At 41.7% G+C, this 17,648-nt stretch carries 16 protein-coding genes; 3 read left to right on the forward strand and 13 right to left on the reverse strand.

All coding sequences use genetic code 11. The annotated features are described in order from the left end of the window. Positions 1–38 precede the first annotated feature (38 nt). Positions 39–1,460: an adenylate/guanylate cyclase domain-containing protein gene (locus IPZ60_RS06340; protein WP_227669257.1), complete on the forward strand. Its 1,422-nt coding sequence runs from the start codon at positions 39–41 to the stop codon at positions 1,458–1,460. Between the two features lie 106 nt (positions 1,461–1,566). On the opposite strand, the gene fdx is transcribed toward IPZ60_RS06340, so the two are convergent. From fdx to IPZ60_RS06380, 8 genes are all read right to left on the reverse strand, one after another. Further along, on the reverse strand, positions 1,567–1,905 hold the full coding sequence (gene fdx / locus IPZ60_RS06345; RefSeq protein ID WP_194197007.1) for an ISC system 2Fe-2S type ferredoxin: 339 nt from the start codon (positions 1,903–1,905) through the stop codon (positions 1,567–1,569). 70 nt (positions 1,906–1,975) lie between these two features. After that, positions 1,976–3,856 (reverse strand): Fe-S protein assembly chaperone HscA, encoded by a 1,881-nt coding sequence (gene hscA / locus IPZ60_RS06350; protein WP_194197008.1) that lies wholly within the window; start codon positions 3,854–3,856, stop codon positions 1,976–1,978. A 328-nt stretch (positions 3,857–4,184) separates the two neighbouring features. After that, positions 4,185–4,766, reverse strand: a complete 582-nt coding sequence (gene hscB, locus IPZ60_RS06355; RefSeq protein ID WP_194197009.1) for a Fe-S protein assembly co-chaperone HscB — start codon at positions 4,764–4,766, stop codon at positions 4,185–4,187. A 129-nt stretch (positions 4,767–4,895) separates the two neighbouring features. Next, complete coding sequence (gene iscA, locus IPZ60_RS06360; RefSeq protein WP_110922414.1) at positions 4,896–5,216, reverse strand: iron-sulfur cluster assembly protein IscA; 321 nt, start codon at positions 5,214–5,216, stop codon at positions 4,896–4,898. 225 nt (positions 5,217–5,441) lie between these two features. After that, entirely contained in the window at positions 5,442–5,852 is a 411-nt protein-coding gene (gene iscU, locus IPZ60_RS06365) for a Fe-S cluster assembly scaffold IscU (protein ID WP_110922415.1), read from the reverse strand. A gap of 149 nt (positions 5,853–6,001) precedes the next feature. Further along, on the reverse strand, positions 6,002–7,228 hold the full coding sequence (locus IPZ60_RS06370; protein ID WP_194197010.1) for an IscS subfamily cysteine desulfurase: 1,227 nt from the start codon (positions 7,226–7,228) through the stop codon (positions 6,002–6,004). Continuing rightward, a complete protein-coding gene (locus tag IPZ60_RS06375; RefSeq protein ID WP_110922417.1) occupies positions 7,225–7,734 on the reverse strand; it encodes an Rrf2 family transcriptional regulator in 510 nt (169 codons plus the stop codon). Before IPZ60_RS06375 ends, IPZ60_RS06370 begins: the two co-directional genes overlap by 4 nt. A 521-nt stretch (positions 7,735–8,255) precedes the next feature. Continuing rightward, complete coding sequence (locus tag IPZ60_RS06380; protein WP_194197011.1) at positions 8,256–8,900, reverse strand: hypothetical protein; 645 nt, start codon at positions 8,898–8,900, stop codon at positions 8,256–8,258. 518 nt (positions 8,901–9,418) lie between these two features. Here IPZ60_RS06380 and IPZ60_RS06385 point away from each other — a divergent pair. Both IPZ60_RS06385 and IPZ60_RS06390 read left to right on the forward strand, forming a co-directional pair. Next, positions 9,419–9,691: an HU family DNA-binding protein gene (locus IPZ60_RS06385; protein WP_045445077.1), complete on the forward strand. Its 273-nt coding sequence runs from the start codon at positions 9,419–9,421 to the stop codon at positions 9,689–9,691. A 384-nt stretch (positions 9,692–10,075) separates the two neighbouring features. After that, a complete protein-coding gene (locus tag IPZ60_RS06390; protein ID WP_194197012.1) occupies positions 10,076–11,950 on the forward strand; it encodes a SurA N-terminal domain-containing protein in 1,875 nt (624 codons plus the stop codon). Positions 11,951–12,151: 201 nt separating this feature from the next. On the opposite strand, the gene purH is transcribed toward IPZ60_RS06390, so the two are convergent. From purH to IPZ60_RS06415, 5 genes are all read right to left on the reverse strand, one after another. Continuing rightward, entirely contained in the window at positions 12,152–13,732 is a 1,581-nt protein-coding gene (gene purH, locus IPZ60_RS06395) for a bifunctional phosphoribosylaminoimidazolecarboxamide formyltransferase/IMP cyclohydrolase (protein WP_194197013.1), read from the reverse strand. Positions 13,733–13,885: 153 nt separating this feature from the next. After that, a complete protein-coding gene (fis, locus tag IPZ60_RS06400) occupies positions 13,886–14,248 on the reverse strand; it encodes a DNA-binding transcriptional regulator Fis (RefSeq protein WP_194197014.1) in 363 nt (120 codons plus the stop codon). Between the two features lie 205 nt (positions 14,249–14,453). Beyond that, complete coding sequence (locus tag IPZ60_RS06405) at positions 14,454–15,638, reverse strand: DUF3426 domain-containing protein (RefSeq protein WP_194197015.1); 1,185 nt, start codon at positions 15,636–15,638, stop codon at positions 14,454–14,456. A gap of 143 nt (positions 15,639–15,781) precedes the next feature. Continuing rightward, positions 15,782–16,708 (reverse strand): 50S ribosomal protein L11 methyltransferase, encoded by a 927-nt coding sequence (prmA, locus tag IPZ60_RS06410; protein WP_194197016.1) that lies wholly within the window; start codon positions 16,706–16,708, stop codon positions 15,782–15,784. 122 nt (positions 16,709–16,830) lie between these two features. Then, a complete protein-coding gene (locus IPZ60_RS06415; RefSeq protein WP_194197017.1) occupies positions 16,831–17,625 on the reverse strand; it encodes a tetratricopeptide repeat protein in 795 nt (264 codons plus the stop codon). Between the last annotated feature and the right edge of the window lie 23 nt (positions 17,626–17,648).

The following is a 17,648-nucleotide window of genomic DNA, read 5'->3' on the forward strand; positions in this document are numbered from 1 at the left end:
TTTCTCCTACAGCCTATTTTGTTTAAGCGAATGCTCATATGACTACTTTAGACAGATTGAGACCAGAGCTTCTGACCAAAGAGGAAGTATACGATAAGGTCGATTACCCAGAAGTTTTCGTATTAATACTCACCGTTATACTCCTCGCTTTACATTTTGACTTTAGACCCACTGCAATGGCGCTCCTTGTCATTGTTGGCCTGCCAAGTATGCTAATTTTAATTTATAATTATCGTCGCCAAGCCAGCTTTTGGACATCCAACATTGTTATTATTTTATTGTCTATGGTCATTGGGTCGATACAGTTGCATATGATTATTTCGCTCAGTCTAGCGGCATTAATAGGTCTTAGAATTATTGTTAGTAGCCCTGAAAATCGTATAAAATTGATCATTGTATCCGTAATAACAGCTATCATTTTTTATTATGTCAGTATTATTTTAAATATTCCCAAGCTAGAAGGTTATGATGATTGGATAACGCCTGTCATATTGTTAGCTAGCATGATCGTTGTTTTATGTCGATTTACATGTTTTTATAGAAAATATATCCGTTATGAAGCCCGCTCTCATCAGGCAGTTGGGCGACTGACTAGTGCAGTCTCTGTTATCAATAAATTAACACGCTTTGTTCCACTACAAGTTTGGGAGCCAATCGTAAGAGCAGATATACCAGTGAACGTTTCTAATAAACGTGCCAAGCTGACGATTATGTTCTCAGATATTATTGGTTTTACTGAGTTGTCTGATAGCCTTAGCGCGGATAATTTGGCCGATATCTTGAATACCTACATGCATAGCATGACGTTAATTGCCAATAAACATGGTGCAGTGCTTGATAAGTTTGTTGGTGATGGCATGGTATGCTTTTTCGGTGAGCCCAATAGTCAAGGTACGCGTCAAGATGCTTTGAGCTGTCTTGAAATGGCAATAGACATGCGGCGTGAAATGCGTACATTGAGACAGAAATGGCGCCTTATGGGTTTTGAAGGGCTATATATACGTATTGGCATCACAACAGGTTATTGCCATGTGGGCAATTTCGGTAGTAACAATCGTCTCAGCTATACATTGATTGGTAAAGAGGCCAATTTAGCTGCAAGATTAGAGTCTAGTGCTGGCAAAGACGAGATATTGATCAGTGAAAGTACTTATGACTATGTTTGTCACAATTATGAGTGTCAGCATGCTGGTGCATTTCATCTAAAAGGATTTGATAAGAAGGTACAAGCATGGCGAGTCTTTGATCCTGACATCAATAAAGCTCATTTATCAAAATGGGTCGATTACACACTGCCTGGATTTAATTTACACTTAAACTTTAAAGACATGAATCATAACGATTATCAAGATATTAGAGCTCGATTGAACTTTGCGCTTGGACGTATTGAACAAGAAAACGAAAAAAATGAAAATGAAATTGATGCAGAAAATAAACGTAATGATAAAGGTAATAAGTAAGCCGCGTTGAAAATTAATAATTTTTAAACGTATATATATAAAAGCCAACGATCATAATGATCGTTGGCTTTTTATATGAAAATGAAAAAGAGCTTTCTACAAGTGCCTAATGATTTTCTTTGGCATGGTTTAGGGTATATTTAGGAACTTCGATGGTTAAGTCTTCATCATCAAGTATGACCTGACAAGATAGACGTGAATCAGGCTCTAATCCCCAAGCGCGATCTAGCAAGTCAGCTTCAATGTCATCCATCTCTTCTAGACTATTAAAGCCTTTACGTACAACTACATGGCAAGTTGTACATGCTTTCGACATCTCACAAGCATGCTCAATTTTAATGCCTTTCTCTACTAGTGCTTTGCATAAGTTACTACCGGCCTCTAGCTCGACTTCAGCGCCTTCAGGACAAATCTCGTGGTGGGGTAATACAGTAATTTTTGGCATAAATCGTCTTTCCGATGCTAATCAATTTAAAGAAATGAAAATATAATGGAGATGCTATTCAGCAAATATGCTACCAATCTTGGGCGCTCGTACCAGCCATACTTGTTTTAACGCTCTGATTCATAATACGAGCAGCAAAAGCATCACTATGGGGCTTGAGTTGTGCTTGTTGTGCTTCAATAAGTGCTAAGTCATTAGTGCTCAGTACTTCTTGCATTAGTTGTATTTGATCAGCCAGTGATTGCTGCTCTTCAGAAGATAGCAAGGCTGCAAACTCATTAAGTGCCGATTGTAGTGCTAATATTTCACGTTCAGCCTCTACTTTGGTTTCAATTAAAGAACGTGCATTTTTGTCTTCTTCTGCATGCTTAAATCCTGCAATCAGTAACTGCTCTTTTTGTTCGTCTGACAACCCATAAGAAGGCACAATTTCAATCTTACTTTCTGTTTTGGTTGTGGTCTCTTGTGCGCTGACCGTTAGCTGACCGTTGGCATCAATACTAAAGGTAACCTCAATACGGGCAAACCCAGCCTTCATAGAAGGAATGCCATACAATTCAAAGCGTCCAAGCGAGCGGCAGTTATCGACAGTTTCACGTTCACCCTGTACAACATGGATTACCATGCCTGTCTGACCGTCTTGATAAGTCGTAAATACTTGACGTTTTTTAACAGGGATAGGGGTATTGCGCGGTATGAGCACTTCGACTAGGCCACCCATAGTCTCAAGACCAAGTGATAGGGGCGTCACGTCTAGCAATAGTAGGTTATTGTCACTATCACCGTTGACTAGTTGATGTGCTGTCTGCGCTGCACCTAGAGCGACTACTTCATCTGGGTTGAGACGGCACAGTGGCTGCTTGGCAAAGAAATCAGTCACGACTTGCTGAATAGCAGGCATACGGGTTGAGCCACCAACCAAGATAACTTCGTCCAAATCAGTACTAGAGAGTTTTGCATCACGTAGTACTTGCTCGCAGACACTTAACGTACGGCGGCTAACTGGTTCTACGATAGTCATGATATCTGCACGGCTCAATACGCCTTTATAAGGTTGAGTATTGACAGTGATATCGATATCGACTTGTTCATTATCAGTCAGTGCTTGCTTATATGCTTTGGCTTGTTGCGCAAGTATTGATTTGTCATGAAGACTGACATCTTTTGGATCGATAGCCAATTGTTTGATAAGCCAATTGGTGATTAATCGATCGATATCGTCACCACCTAGTGCACTGTTACCACCAGTGGCTAGTACTTCAAAGACGCCGTCAGTCAGCTTTAAGATAGAGACATCAAACGTACCGCCACCTAAATCGTAAATTAGATAGTAGCTTTCTTTTTCGCTAGCTTCTGTGGCTTGATCAAGGCCATAAGCAACAGCAGCAGCAGTTGGCTCGTTCAGTAAACGCAGTACCTTAATACCAGCTGCTTGAGCCGCATCTTTGGTCGCTTGACGCTGCGCTTCATCAAAATAAGCAGGTACGGTAATGACAGCACCTTCGATACTGTCTGCAGGCAATGCGCTTGCTGCACGTTGCTCAAGCGCCGCTAGTATACGGGCAGAAACCTCAACAGGAGATACTTCACCCTGAGCGGTGACAAAAGCTGGCATGTCATCTTTACTGCCACTTAATTCGTAAGGGTGAGAGAATTTAATATCCGCCTGGCTACGACCCATAAAACGCTTAGCCGAGACGATCGTATTTTTTGGATCATCCGCTAAGTGGGCTAGGGCATCATAACCAACCAACGGCTTGCCAGTGCTTGGGTAATAAACAACAGACGGTAACAAGGTATCAGTGCTAGTATTTGCTTCTAATACTTGCGCCTTGCCTGAACGTACCACAGCGACCAACGAGCGTGTGGTGCCAAGATCGATTCCTAAACCAAAACGATGCTGGTGAGGTTGGGCACTTTGATTGGGTTCGGCAATTTGCATTAAAGACATAAAATAACTCAAAGATAAAATGAATAAGTGAAATGGGGTAAGTGCAACATAGGCATTACGACAGCCTGACAATTATAGTCAAAATATTTATCAAGTAATACAGCGCGAACCTAGCGTGTTAACTAATACTGCTATATATGCTCGGTTGCCTTGTATTAATTCTAGACTGTCTCGACTATGTTCTCTACCATACAAATAGAGTCGTACAACGGCCAATAAATTTTGGGATAAACGATTATACGGTATAGTCGGTACTATTTTAACCAAATATTTTTTAACCAAATATCTAACACCTAGCTTTTGAATAATACAGGTTGGTCATGGCTATCTAAACGTATAAATCATCGTCATCTGAATGCTCAGCCGTCGCTATTTCATCAAGTCCAGTCGTGACATCAGCATTTAACTTCACTAAAAACTTTAGTTTCTGTGTCGCATCAATCGCTGTGCTCCAATCTTGCTCTTGGTAAGCGTTACTAAAGCGCTGTGATTGGTTAGCTAGGCGTTCTGTAATCTGCGGATGTAGTTGCTGTAAGGACAGACGATTCTTATCTTCAGTCGCTTCATCTAGTTCCATACGCATCTCCATCGCATCTTCTAAGAAGTCTAAATCTGCGATTGAATGCTCTAGATTTTGAGCTTGATCTGCTATATCTAATAGATAACTAGCACGACTATCAGGCGATCTAAGCGTTTGATAAGCTTGATTGATCAGTGCTGAATATTTTTCAGACTGTAGTTGTGCTTGAGCAATGTCAGCCTGGTTTTTAGCAACATTATCAGGGTGATAACGTTTTTGTAGCAGACGTAGATGTTGATCGAGACTGTCTTGATTGACTTCAAATTGTACTGGTTGCTCAAATAAAGCAAAGAAGTTATCAAACTGTGCTTCTGGTGTGATGTCTGTCATATCATACGCCTTGCTTTTTATTTGTTTGAAATGTCTGTCTGTTGATACTCTATTACTGAGTCTACAATCCGGATTGCAATATAGACTGTTTACTGTTTTTCGAGCGTAAAGGTTGAAAGATTTAAATCATTAAACTGTAAATGACTCACCGCAACCACATTCGCCTTTCTGATTAGGATTGCTGAACTTAAAGCCTTCATTGAGACCTTCTTTTTCATAATCCATCAACAAACCATCTAAATATACCAAGCTTTTAGGATCGATAAAGATGCTAACGTCTCGGCTTTCATAACGTGTGTCGTTTTCGTCAGGTGTATCTACAAACTCTAAAACATAAGCTAGGCCTGAGCAACCTGCTGTGCGGATACCGACTCGAATACCTTCACCTTTGCCGCGATTGTCCAAAAAGTCTCGAACATGCTGAGCGGCGCGTTCTGTCATTTCAATCATGCCAACTCCCATTGACTATTAATTATAAGTATCAATAAAAAAATCTGTATAGATTGGCAACTGAAATCACGAAATTGCCAAGATAATATGCTAGCGGCTCTTAGAAAATAAAAGGTGACAATTACATAAGTGTCATTGTCACCTTTTTAGCATCAGCAGCTGTTTAACGTGTTGCTACTATAGCGCTGCTAATACTGCACAGTGCATAAGCTAGTAGGTTTAGCCTTAGATAACAGCTTCTTCAGTTGCTGCTGCTACGCCATGCTTACCTTTATAGTCGCTAATAGCGGCTTTAATAGCATCTTCTGCAAGTACAGAGCAATGCACTTTTACTGGTGGTAATGCCAACTCTTCAGCAATGTGACTGTTCTTGATTTCGCCAGCTTGGTCTAGGCTTTTGCCTTTTAGCCACTCAGTAACGAGTGAGCTTGAAGCAATAGCTGAACCGCAGCCATAAGTTTTAAAGCGTGCATCTTCGATAATACCGTTATCATCGACTTGGATTTGTAGACGCATCACATCGCCACATGCTGGAGCACCGACCATACCGGTACCAACATTCTTGGCGTTTTTATCAAGGTTGCCAACGTTGCGTGGGTTTTCGTAATGATCAATAACTTGGTCGCTATAGGCCATGGGGTTTTCTCCTAGTTAGATAATGAGTAGTAGCTGATTGATTTGAACGCTGCTACTCATTGATAATTGGGGTCAAACACTTAATCGTAATTGTCTGATCAATCGGTTAATGGCTATGTTCGATAGCCATATCTTCGTTTTTGGTAATTTTAGTGCTCAGCCCATTCGACTGAATCTAAATCAATGCCATCTTGGTACATATCCCAAAGTGGTGATAGGGCACGTAATTTGTCAACGGCTTCATGCATTTGCTTGATAACGGTATCGATATCTTCTTCAGTCGTATAACGACCAAAGCTAAAGCGGATAGAGCTATGCGCCAACTCATCTGGACGGCCAATAGCACGTAATACATATGATGGCTCAAGTGTCGCTGACGTACAGGCTGAGCCTGATGAGACAGCCAAGTCTTTGAGTGACATCATCAGTGATTCACCTTCAACGAAGTTAAAGCTGATATTCACAATGTTAGGAACACTATGCTCTAAGTCGCCGTTTAGGTAAATCTCTTCAATATCTTGTAGACCATCCCACAGCTTTTGACGTAGTTTCGCTGCATGGGCATTGTCTTCTTTATAGCTGTCATTGGCTAGGGCGAATGCTGCGCCAAGGCCAACAATTTGATGCGTAGGCAATGTACCTGAACGCATGCCGCGCTCATGTCCACCACCATGTTGTTCAGCTTTCAAGCGGATACGTGGTTTACGGCGAACAAATAATGCGCCAATACCTTTAGGACCGTAAGCTTTGTGACCTGAAAAGCTCATTAAGTCGATTTTCATCGCTTCAAGGTCAATCAATACTTTACCAACTGATTGAGCACCATCAACATGGAAAACCACGCCAGCTTCGCGAGTGATTTCACCAATCGCTGTCACATCAGTAAGCGTACCAAGCTCATTGTTCACCATCATAAGTGATACTAGGATTGTATCCTCACGTAGCGCTTCTTTAACTTGCTCTGGTAAGATTAGTCCAGTGCTTGGTTGCGGCTCAAGATAAGTGATCTCAAACCCTTCTTGCTCAAGCTCACGGCAAGTATCTAGTACCGCTTTATGTTCAATTTTACTGGTGATAATGTGCTTACCACGAGACTGGTAGAAATGTGCAGCACCTTTAATAGCTAGGTTATCAGACTCAGTAGCACCAGAGGTAAAGACGATTTCGCGTGGATCAGCATTAATGACTTCAGCCACTTGTTGACGCGCTGTCTCTACTGCTTCTTCTGCTTGCCAGCCGTAACCGTGTGAGCGCGAGGCTGGGTTGCCAAAGACGCCATCTACCGTTAAATACTCGCTCATCTTGGCAGCTACTGATTTAGCAACTGGGGTAGTGGCGGCATAATCTAAGTATATAAGGTTGTTATGTTGGCTCATGCTGGGTTTGCCTCGCTGTTCGATAGAGTAATAGTATTGATGTCTTTTATGGAAATCTCTTTAGTAGAGCTATGCTGACGTTCGGAAACTGACTGCACGTTTTCCATGTCTAATAATTGTGCTAATGTTATATTATTCAAGTACTGTTCGATATGATTTGACAGTGCACACCATAAATCATGGGTTAAGCACATTGTACCACCTTGGCAATCACCACGTCCTTCACACTGCATCGCATTCACAGACTCATCGACGGCAGATATGATGCTCATCACATCTATCTGATCCAATGGTTTAGCCAAATGATAACCACCGGCTGCACCGCGAATACTAGTAACGAGCCCACGTTTGCGAAGTTTGGAGAATAATTGCTCAAGATAAGAGATAGAGATCGATTGCCGTTTGGCTATATCAGATAAGGATACCGCACTTTCTTGTTGGCTGGTCTGTAGTGCCAAATCTAGTAACGCAGTAACGGCATACCTGCCTCGAGTAGTCAAACGCATGTGTTATCTCCAAACTGTTATATCATTTTAGTTAACAACGATCTTAGCGAGATGATATCTGCAACAATTCGTATAAATATACAAGTCACAGATATAAATCATAGGGCAGCTAAGTTGTGTCTTATCGTTATTAAACAACAGATGATTGACCCGATGTGTGCAACGATTGGACCAATTATACTTAATCCCGAGTAATTTAGTCAAGATTAAAATGTGGTTGAATGGTTAATCTAGCTTATTACTATGATTGATAAAAACAATGGTATTCAGAAGATGTCACAAGACCGTTTAGTGGTGGTGACTATAGAGATTGTGCTTAGGGCTTTTGAATGTGCTGAGAGATAGAAGGTTGTAAGCTTGTCTGCGCTTTACGTTGATATTTCTAAAAAATGAGGGGGTCAAAAATGGAATTGACTCAACCCTAAGGTAACTAATTAATAGAAAAGCGGCTGATATCTTGTAAGAGGTATCAGCCGCTTTTCTATTAAGCTCTTGTTTTAAACTATGATGTACTGATGAGATTAGTTCATCAATAAAGCGATGATAGTGCCAATCATAATGACAAGAGCAACGACCGTCACAATAACAAGCATCTTTTGCTTACTTTGTAATTCCTTGACGGTGGTTTCAAGTTCACGATTTTTGATAGTAAGGGTGTTTATCTGGGTTTGTTGTTCTTTAATACGTAACTTATAGTTTTCCTTTTTTTCTGCTAGGTCGGCTTCAGTTGGCTTAGTTTTACCTTTGCCACCTTTTATCTTTTTGATTAAGCCTTGAATTAAGCTGCCGAGACCGAGTTGCATAATGAATTGTTTGACCAACTGTACTTGTACAGACTCACCGCGCATTTGCAACTTTTCAGTCGTTTCACTGTCGTGAGTGGTAATGGCATTGAGAACCTGAAGGCTATAGGCATTGATGATGACATCAGGTTCGCTACGATCTATAGGTAACTGGGCATCTAGCAATACGCCTTTGGTACTAAAAGTGGCAAAAATTTCAACGTGCGGCAAGTACAATCGCAATGCTACAACAGTGCCTTGCTTGGCAAGGGGATAAGCAGCTCTACGCAGTTCAGGATCTAAACGTAACAATAATGTCAGCGCCGACTCGATGAACACCAGAATGATATTAGAAAAAGAGTGAGACAACGTAGAACGCTTCATGTAAATAATCCGTTTTTTTATTTGGCAAATTATAGGCAAAAGACAATCAAGGGTCAAAATTGACGCAAAATGTGCAGTAATATTTTGCTTATAGTAACGCCTTTATAATAAAAAGTAACGCTAGTTTCTGTCAGTTGGTAAATTATTACTTTACAATTTGTTAGGCAATAAAGACACGAGTGTTTGTGACTGATGGTGCATTAATGTGACCTGACCAGGGCTAGACGATAAGATAATATATAGATATGTCTTTAAGATAAGGTCACATTAGTTGAACATTGTGCCTTGATAGAACCGTTGAAGATACTTTGCGTAACATTGAGTGTCAAATACGTAGTGTAGTGAACAAAAATATGTAAAATCGCTTGCGCTCCTTATGCTGCCTTGATATAAAGACGATAACAAAGCGAAACCCGTTAATGCGTCAGTCAGGCAGTTTTTATTGCTTAAATGCTATGAGAGCGTTACAATGCTTGGCGTGAGCGTTTATTATCCCCCTTAAACTTGAAGGAAATTTTATGAATAAGTCAGAATTAATTGATAGCATCGCAGACAAAAGTGGTCTAAACAAAACCCAAGCTGGTGATGCATTGAATGCTGTTATGGAAAGTGTTGGTGAAGCGCTAGAAGCTGGCGATAGCATCTCATTAGTTGGTTTTGGTACTTTCAGCGTAAAAGACCGCAAAGCGCGTACTGGTCGTAACCCTAAGACTGGTGAAGAGCTTAGCATCCCTGCAAGCAAAGTACCTAGCTTCAAAGCTGGTAAAAACTTAAAAGAGCGCTTGAACTAAGCCATACTATTATCAGTAAGCGCTGGGTCATGACGTAATATACGAATAAACATAGCGCTTACTAATAGTAAAATAGATGATGATTTAGAGTATGGTTTAACGTCGTACTGTAAGTCATAAAAAAGCACCTAATATTTGGGTGCTTTTTTTATTGCGATAGTTTGTATCATACAACGTGAATATTTTGAGTCTACACCAAAAATCACGTATCATAGGGCGCGCGATAGATGTGTTGTTGAAACTAGGCTGCTTTAGTCAGTCTTGTCCTTCTATATAAAATGCACGCGCGCTTACTTTTACCATTGCCTGCTTAGATAGCATTGATATTCATATTAATATTACAATGGTTTTTCATCAATATAGGTTAATACAGCAGAGATAACTATGGATAAATTGCGCGATTTCTTAAAAAGCTGGCCAGGTCGCATTTTATTGATTTTATGCCTATCGCCGCTCGCTCTATTGGGTGTCGAAAGTTACTTTGGCGGTGGAGTCGATCCCAACCAAGTCGCTCAGGTAGGTGACGCAAGCGTAGGGCTGACCGAATACCAGTCTGCTGTCAATAGCCGTCGTACTGAAATATTAGAACAAGTTGAGGATGCCAGTCTATTAAACGAGGATGTGCTACACGAGCAAGTCCTAAAAGGCCTTATTGATCGTACGCTACTAGAGCAGCAAGCAGGCAAGCTTGGTATGACAGTTTCTGATGACACAATTAATCGTTTGTTGCGTCAAGAAGAAGTATTTCAGGATGCTGATGGTAATTTTTCTAACGATCAATTTGCGAACTTTTTGCGTCAGCGTGGTATGACAAAGAATCAGCTGTTTGCTGAATTTCGCAATCAGTTAAGCTTGGATCAGCTTAACGCCAGTATCGTCGGTACGGCAGTATATCCAATGCAAGCGGTCAGTCAGTTGATAGATCTGCAGCTTGAGTCGCGCAACGTCTGGTTGCATCGCTTTAATTGGCAAGACTATACCGATCAGGTGAAATTGAGCAAAAATGACATACAAGCCTATTATGATGCCAATAAAGACACGCTAAAAAGTGCAGCAATGGTAGATTTGGCTTATCTGCAACTCAGTCCCCAAACTATCCAAGTGACAGACGTTACAAAAGAAGATTTGCAGCAGCAATATGAAGCCTATAAGCAAGAGCAAGCCATCGTTGATGAGCGTCAAGTTAGTCAAATTCTATTGACAGGTGATAATGCTAAGGCACGAGCAGATAGCGTTAAGGCTCGTTTAGACAAAGGGGCGTCATTTGTAGCATTGGCCAAATCAGAGTCAGATGACCCATCAGGAGAGACGGGTGGTAGTATCGGTCGCTTTAACGCTTCTGTATTCGGCAATGACGCGACAGCAGTTGAAAAAGCGTTAGAAGGATTGAGTGTTGGTGATATCACCGCACCCATCAAGACCAGCTTTGGCTATCAGATATTTACGGTGACCGAAGACAACGGTAGTAAAACACCAACTCTAGAGAGCATGCGCGATGAATTAACAGCCAAGGCGACCGAGTATAAGCGTCAGGAAATGTATGCTGATAAAGTGACATCGATTAATGATATGGCAGCAGATGGCTTTAGCATTGAAGACATTGCTCAACAAGAGAATGTGTCATTGAAACGTCTCAAAGATTACCGCAAAGAGAACAACACATCAGTACTGTCACAACCTGCGGTGATCAAGCAAGCATTTGATGAGTTTACTATTCAAGATCAAGCAGTGACCGCTGGTATCGAAGTGGGTAATGGTACAGTATGGGTGCAGCCAAGCAATTATCGTCCTACTAAAACTCTGGCATTATCTGCCGCTACGCCAAGAATTACCCAGATACTACGTAAGCAGAAAGCCACAGCATTGGCATTGAAAGAAGCAAAATCGTTAGTTGCTGGTATTAAAACGTCAGCTGATATTAGTAAGCAGCCAGTCAGTCTTCAATCATTAGGTGCAGTGAATCGTCAAACGACGCTATTGACAGAAAAAGAGCGTGGATTGGCTTTCAGTCAGCAAGCGGCTAATAATGGTGTGGTTGCTGTTGCGAGCGAAACAGAAACGGGTGCTACTCTATTGGTTGGTGATCGTATCAAGACAGAACCACAGTCTCCATTATCTGATGTGCAAAGAGCGCAAACGGCTAGCATTATCCGTGATAACTTAGGTCAGGATCAGCTACAAGACTATTTAGATTATCTGCGCTTGGTGTATAAAGTTGAGATTAACGAAGCCAATATGTCAAATGCGCAAGGGCGCTAAAAATCAGGAATTGAGAGGAATATGATGTAATTGTTAAATCATATTTTCTAAATACCCTTATGAAATTTGACGTATAAAAAAGCCACTATTTATAGTGGCTTTTTTAATGGATATTGCTTTTATCATAAGAATGTAGCATTAACAGCAGTATACAATTTAGTACGGCTATTAATGCCAGTTTTCAAAGTGATACCAGATAGTTTAATGGCGGAAATGGCGCATACCAGTGAAGACCATTGCAATGCCATGCTCATTGGCTGCAGCGATAGTTTCGTCATCACGCATAGAGCCACCTGGCTGGATAATAGCAGAGATGCCTACTGCAGCAGCGTTATCGATACCATCACGGAACGGGAAGAACGCATCTGACGCCATAACAGCACCTTCAGTCGCTAGACCAGCGTGCTCTGCTTTGATGGCAGCGATACGAGCTGAGTTAACGCGGCTCATCTGACCTGCGCCAACACCGATAGTGCGTTGCCCTTTGGCATAGACGATGGCATTGGATTTGACGTATTTTGCTACATTCCAGCTGAACAGTAGATCTGCAATCTGTGCTTCAGTTGGTTGTACATCAGTGACGATTTTTAGGTCATTGGCGGTAATCAAACCAAGATCTTGCTCTTGCACGAGCAGACCACCATTAACGCGTTTATAGTCTAGCTGAATATCGCGTTGATCTGGTGCTGGTAGCTCGCCACAGACTAATACACGTACGTTTTTCTTAGCAGCAGTCGCTTCAAGCACACCATCTTCGATACTAGGTGCAATGATAACTTCTACAAATTGGTTGTCGATAATGGCTTTTGCTGCTGCGAGCGTCAATGCGCGGTTAAAGGCAATGATACCACCGAAAGAAGATTCAGGATCAGTACTGAAAGCTGTGTTATAAGCAGCTACTTGGTCATTATCAACTGCGACGCCACAAGGGTTTGCATGTTTGACGATAACGCAAGCAGGCGTACTAAAGGCTTTGACACACTCAAGAGCCGCATCAGTGTCAGCGATGTTGTTATAAGACAGTGCCTTACCTTGTAGCTGCTTGGCAGTCGCTATAGAAGCTTGTTGGCTCTTTAGTGGCTGATTTTCGATATAGAAAGCAGCGTTTTGATGTGGGTTCTCACCGTAGCGTAGGTCTTGGACTTTTTCAAGCTGTACATTGAATGTACGTGAGAAGTTTTCTGCTTCTTGGTTTTCATTCACACGGCTGCCTAAGAAGTTGGCAATCATCCCGTCGTACTGTGCCGTATGTTCAAAAGCCTTCACTGCCAAGTCGTAGCGTAGAGCCGTTGTCAATGCAGTACCATCACCTAAAGCGGTAAGGATACGGTCATAATCAGCAGGATCAGTCACGATACCAACATGGGCGTGATTTTTGGCAGCTGAACGAACCATGGTAGGGCCGCCGATATCGATGTTTTCGATAGCATCGTTCATCGTGACATCAGCACGTGCAATGGTTTCAGCAAACGGATATAAATTCACCACCACCAAATCAATACGGTCAATGGCGTGCTCATTCATGATAGCATCGTCTTTACCACGGCGTCCTAAGATACCACCATGAATTTTAGGGTGTAACGTTTTAACACGACCGTCCATCATTTCAGGGAAACCGGTATAGTCTGATACCTCTGTCACATCAACGTTGTTTTCTGTGAGTAACCGATAAGTACCGCCAGTAGAAAGTAAGCCAAAGCCTGCTTTAATAAGGCCCTGAGCAAATTCAACGATATTAGATTTATCGGAGACCGATAACAATGCAAGTGGGGTAGTACTCATAAAAAAACTTCCATAAAAAAAGCCTGACGTAAACGTCTGGCAAGGTGATGAAGACAATTATTGCAGACAGTATCACAATGGATAATGTCATGAATATTAAATTGCCATGCATAATGATGGTTGTTAAAGATAAGTGCGCTCATAGAGCAAGGGCTACATTAAGTCATAAGTTTTGAGTTTTTTGCGTAAAGTGCCACGGTTTAGACCTAGGATTTGCGCACATTTGGTTTGATTGCCCCGAGTTTTTTCAAGGACGACAGATAAGAGCGGTTCTTCTATTTGTTTTAGGATAAGCTCGTATAAATCGGTGGGTGTCTCATCGCCTAGCATCGCAAAATACTGTCGTACCACACGCTCAACATGTACTCGTAGCGGCTCATGCGTATTACTCGCATAGCTGTCTACTGACGCATTAAAGTGGTGAGTCGACTGAGGGTAGTTTTCTTTATTATAATCGGCAGGATGCTCAGAGCTTGTAGCAAAATGATTAGCATAATGCTGTGCATGAGGCGCCATAAGATAATGTCCTTGGGATTAGGGAGAATCAAACCATAAGATATTGTAGGTATTATATCAAATTAATGTCGTCTAGCGCTGATATATTGGCAGTTATCTTAGCATTGGTGCTATTCACGAAAGCTTATTCTCAATAGTATGAATACAAACCTTTCTGACTGATAAACATTAACTCAATATTATAAGCTTCAACTTAGCTCAAAACTTAGTACAAGGGGCTGATGCTAACATCGCGGATTTGTGTATTGGCAACGGGTATAGTAAAGAGTATCTGACGGTTGCTGTCTGCAGCCAGTTGGCTTTGCTTACTTAATAGATAGTCAGCTGGTGTAGCAATAAACTCGCCAATCAAAGTTTCAGCACCATAGACGCTGACTTTAACATTGGGATATAGCTGCGTGCTTGCACTTTGATTATTTAATGTAGCGCTTATATCGCTAAATTTACCCGTCATTTTTATTTTGCTGGATCTATGATTGGCGTTGGTGAGCGTCAGCGCATTTATATCGGCACTGGGCAAGCTACAAGAAATAGCTGAACATATTGCTTGGAGTTTTTCAGCATGAGCAGGGTTTTTTACCAAAGTTTCTAAGTTAAAAATAACATATTGTGCAAAGAGTAATAGTGCCAACACTAAACACCCGAGTATCCATAGTAACGATGCTGCTGAACGTTTCCTCGGCGTTGGTATAAATTGCTCTTGAGACTTTCTCACACGCTCATCAATGGATTTGTCTTCGTCTTTAAGTGGCACGCCCATATCGAGTAACAGTCGTGATAAGTCTGTTTCGTCTTGTAGTATGTCTTCGCTTTTGTTTTGATCTTTAAGAAGCTTTTCGAGCCATGAGTTGTCAGTCGTATTATCGATATTGGCGTGAATATCATTAGAGACGGCTGAACTGATGCTTTTACTGGTTGTTTTAGAGGTGGTGTTTGACGGTTCATCAGATACTGTTGAAGTATAATTGGTTTCGTTTATTTGATCCAACCACGCATCCATACTGTCTAGAGAATCATATTCTGAAGAGGTGTCATCTGGCTCATCGGTATCCATGTCATCATGGATTAATATGTCAGAGGAGATTTTTTTTGAAGGTGGTTTTTTAAATGCTGATTTAGTGTTATCTGAGCTGTTTTTATTATTGATTTTAGATGTTTGTGCAGAGTGGTTATGTGGAGTCGACATATCCTTTTTTTGGGTCGTTGCTGTCTCTACTGGAGAAGCTGATATCTTAGAAACATCAGAGTTTACGACAAGATGTTTGTTGACTAAAAAGCTTTGGTGGCACTGATCGCAGATGACTGTTGCATTGTCTTTATTGAGTTGATCCTGCTGTATTTTCAAGCAATTTTTGCAATGAGGGCACTGGGTCTGTATTGGCGTAGTCATAGGGTCGAATCCAAAAAAATATGGTTATCAATACCGCTTAGCCACTCAATAAAGGCTGCCTATGATGCTAATGCCATCATAGAGTGGCGTCAAACACAGGGTATCTGACTGCCCTCTATCGTAACAGATGTAATTAAATGTTGCTAGCCTGTAAATGTACCAGATAGACGTTGCCAATGTTGGTCTTCTTGCGCTGTAAAAGCATGTTTTGCATCAAGGGCAAAATAAGGCTGATAAGCATCAGTGACTTGGTCAGTTTGCGACTCTATCAAACCTGCTAGTACGATTCTACCTTTTTGCGTGATTAAAGTCGCAAAATAAGGGGCTAGGCCAATTAATGGTTTTGCCAAGATATTTGCGACGATAACGTCTACTGGCAATACAGTGTTTTGTGAACAGTAATCCGTAAATTCTTCTGGTAAGAATGCTTGTAGACGGTCACCAACATCATTGCGTTCAGCATTTTGATTGGTTGCCAATACCGCTTGTGGATCGATATCGACCGCATATACTTGGCGTGCACCCAATAGTAATGCAGCAATGCCCAAAATACCTGAGCCACAACCATAATCAATGACCACTTTATCTTTTAAGTCTTGCTCTGTTAGCCAATCGAGACATAAGCGCGTGGTCGCATGATAGCCAGTACCAAATGCCAGTCCAGGATCCATAATAATATTGGTCGCGTCAGGGTTCGGTGGTGTTAGCCAATTGGGTACGATCCATAGATTATTGGCACATTCGATAGGGTGGTAGTTACTCATCCATTCGCGTTCCCAGTCTTTGTCATCGACAGCACTCAGCCAAACACGGGTGGCTTGTACTTGAGCGGCGATTTCATGACTCAACTGCTCGACAGCCTGACGGTTGCCAGCATCAGTAGTTGCATCAAACAGCCCTGTTAGGATAACTTCGTCCCATAGAGGCGACTCACCAGGTAATGGCTCAAACAAAGGCTGGTCACCTGCATCATCTAAGGCAATAGACAGTGCGCCTGCCTCTAGTAGTAGTGCCTCAGCCAAATCGACGTTTGCTTTTTCACATTGTAAATGTAGTTGTTGCCATGCCATAACGATAACCTTAAGCTAAATTAAATGTATATTTTGGATAAATGATGGGGTGTAGAATATAAAAAGTGAATAGATTACAAAGTTATAAACTTGGCATCTATTCACTTAGATATGTTTTGATATTAACGTAATGCTTGTTTTGCCTCACTGACGACACGTGAGTTACCTTGTGCCTGTCCTGATTGCAAAATAATTTGCCATAACGCGCGTCTGCGATTAGCGTCTTGAGAGACACTAAGACCACGGCGTGCCATTGCTTCTGCTTTACGAGGTTGGTTCTTTTTCAATGCTACTTGTGCTAAATAAAAATACACCGCCGAGGATTTGGGTGCTAGGCGCTGTGCACGGGTAAAGCTGCTTTCAGCATTGGTCAATTGACCTGTTTTGAGCTGATTGACACCTGTCTGCATTAAACTGCGAAAAGCTGGCAAGTTGCTATTGTTACTGGTCGCTTGTTGCGTTCGTTGCTGCGAGTTGCTTCTAGCACGTTCTAACAGTTCGCTATGTGACGGTATAGAGGGCTCAGGGACTACGTATTCTTCACGCGAAGGAATAACGAAGACAGTATCAGGCTGAGTCGGTATAGGGTTGGATGGTACAAACACCGGAGACTCTTGCGTCAATGGGTTTGTCGATTCAATTGGACTATCAGGCTCGATTGGATAATCGTTGCTATCATCCTCTTCATAGATAGGAGCTTGAGTCACAGGGGTCACAGATGTGTTAGGTATTTGCGACGATGGGACAGTTTGAGAAGGTGCAGTCGTCATCGTAGTCGGCGCAGTTTGACAAGCGCTCAAACCCAACATGCTGATAAGTGCGCTGGTTACCAGTACAGCATTAGCTGAGGTAGGCTTTTTGGGACTACCAATAACGGCTGGCTTGACTGAGATAGCGTGCTTCTGAGATAACAACATGTTGAGACCTTTTGTAATATTTA

It is taken from the genome of Psychrobacter sp. NG25 (assembly GCF_015234355.1).
Taxonomy (GTDB): domain Bacteria; phylum Pseudomonadota; class Gammaproteobacteria; order Pseudomonadales; family Moraxellaceae; genus Psychrobacter.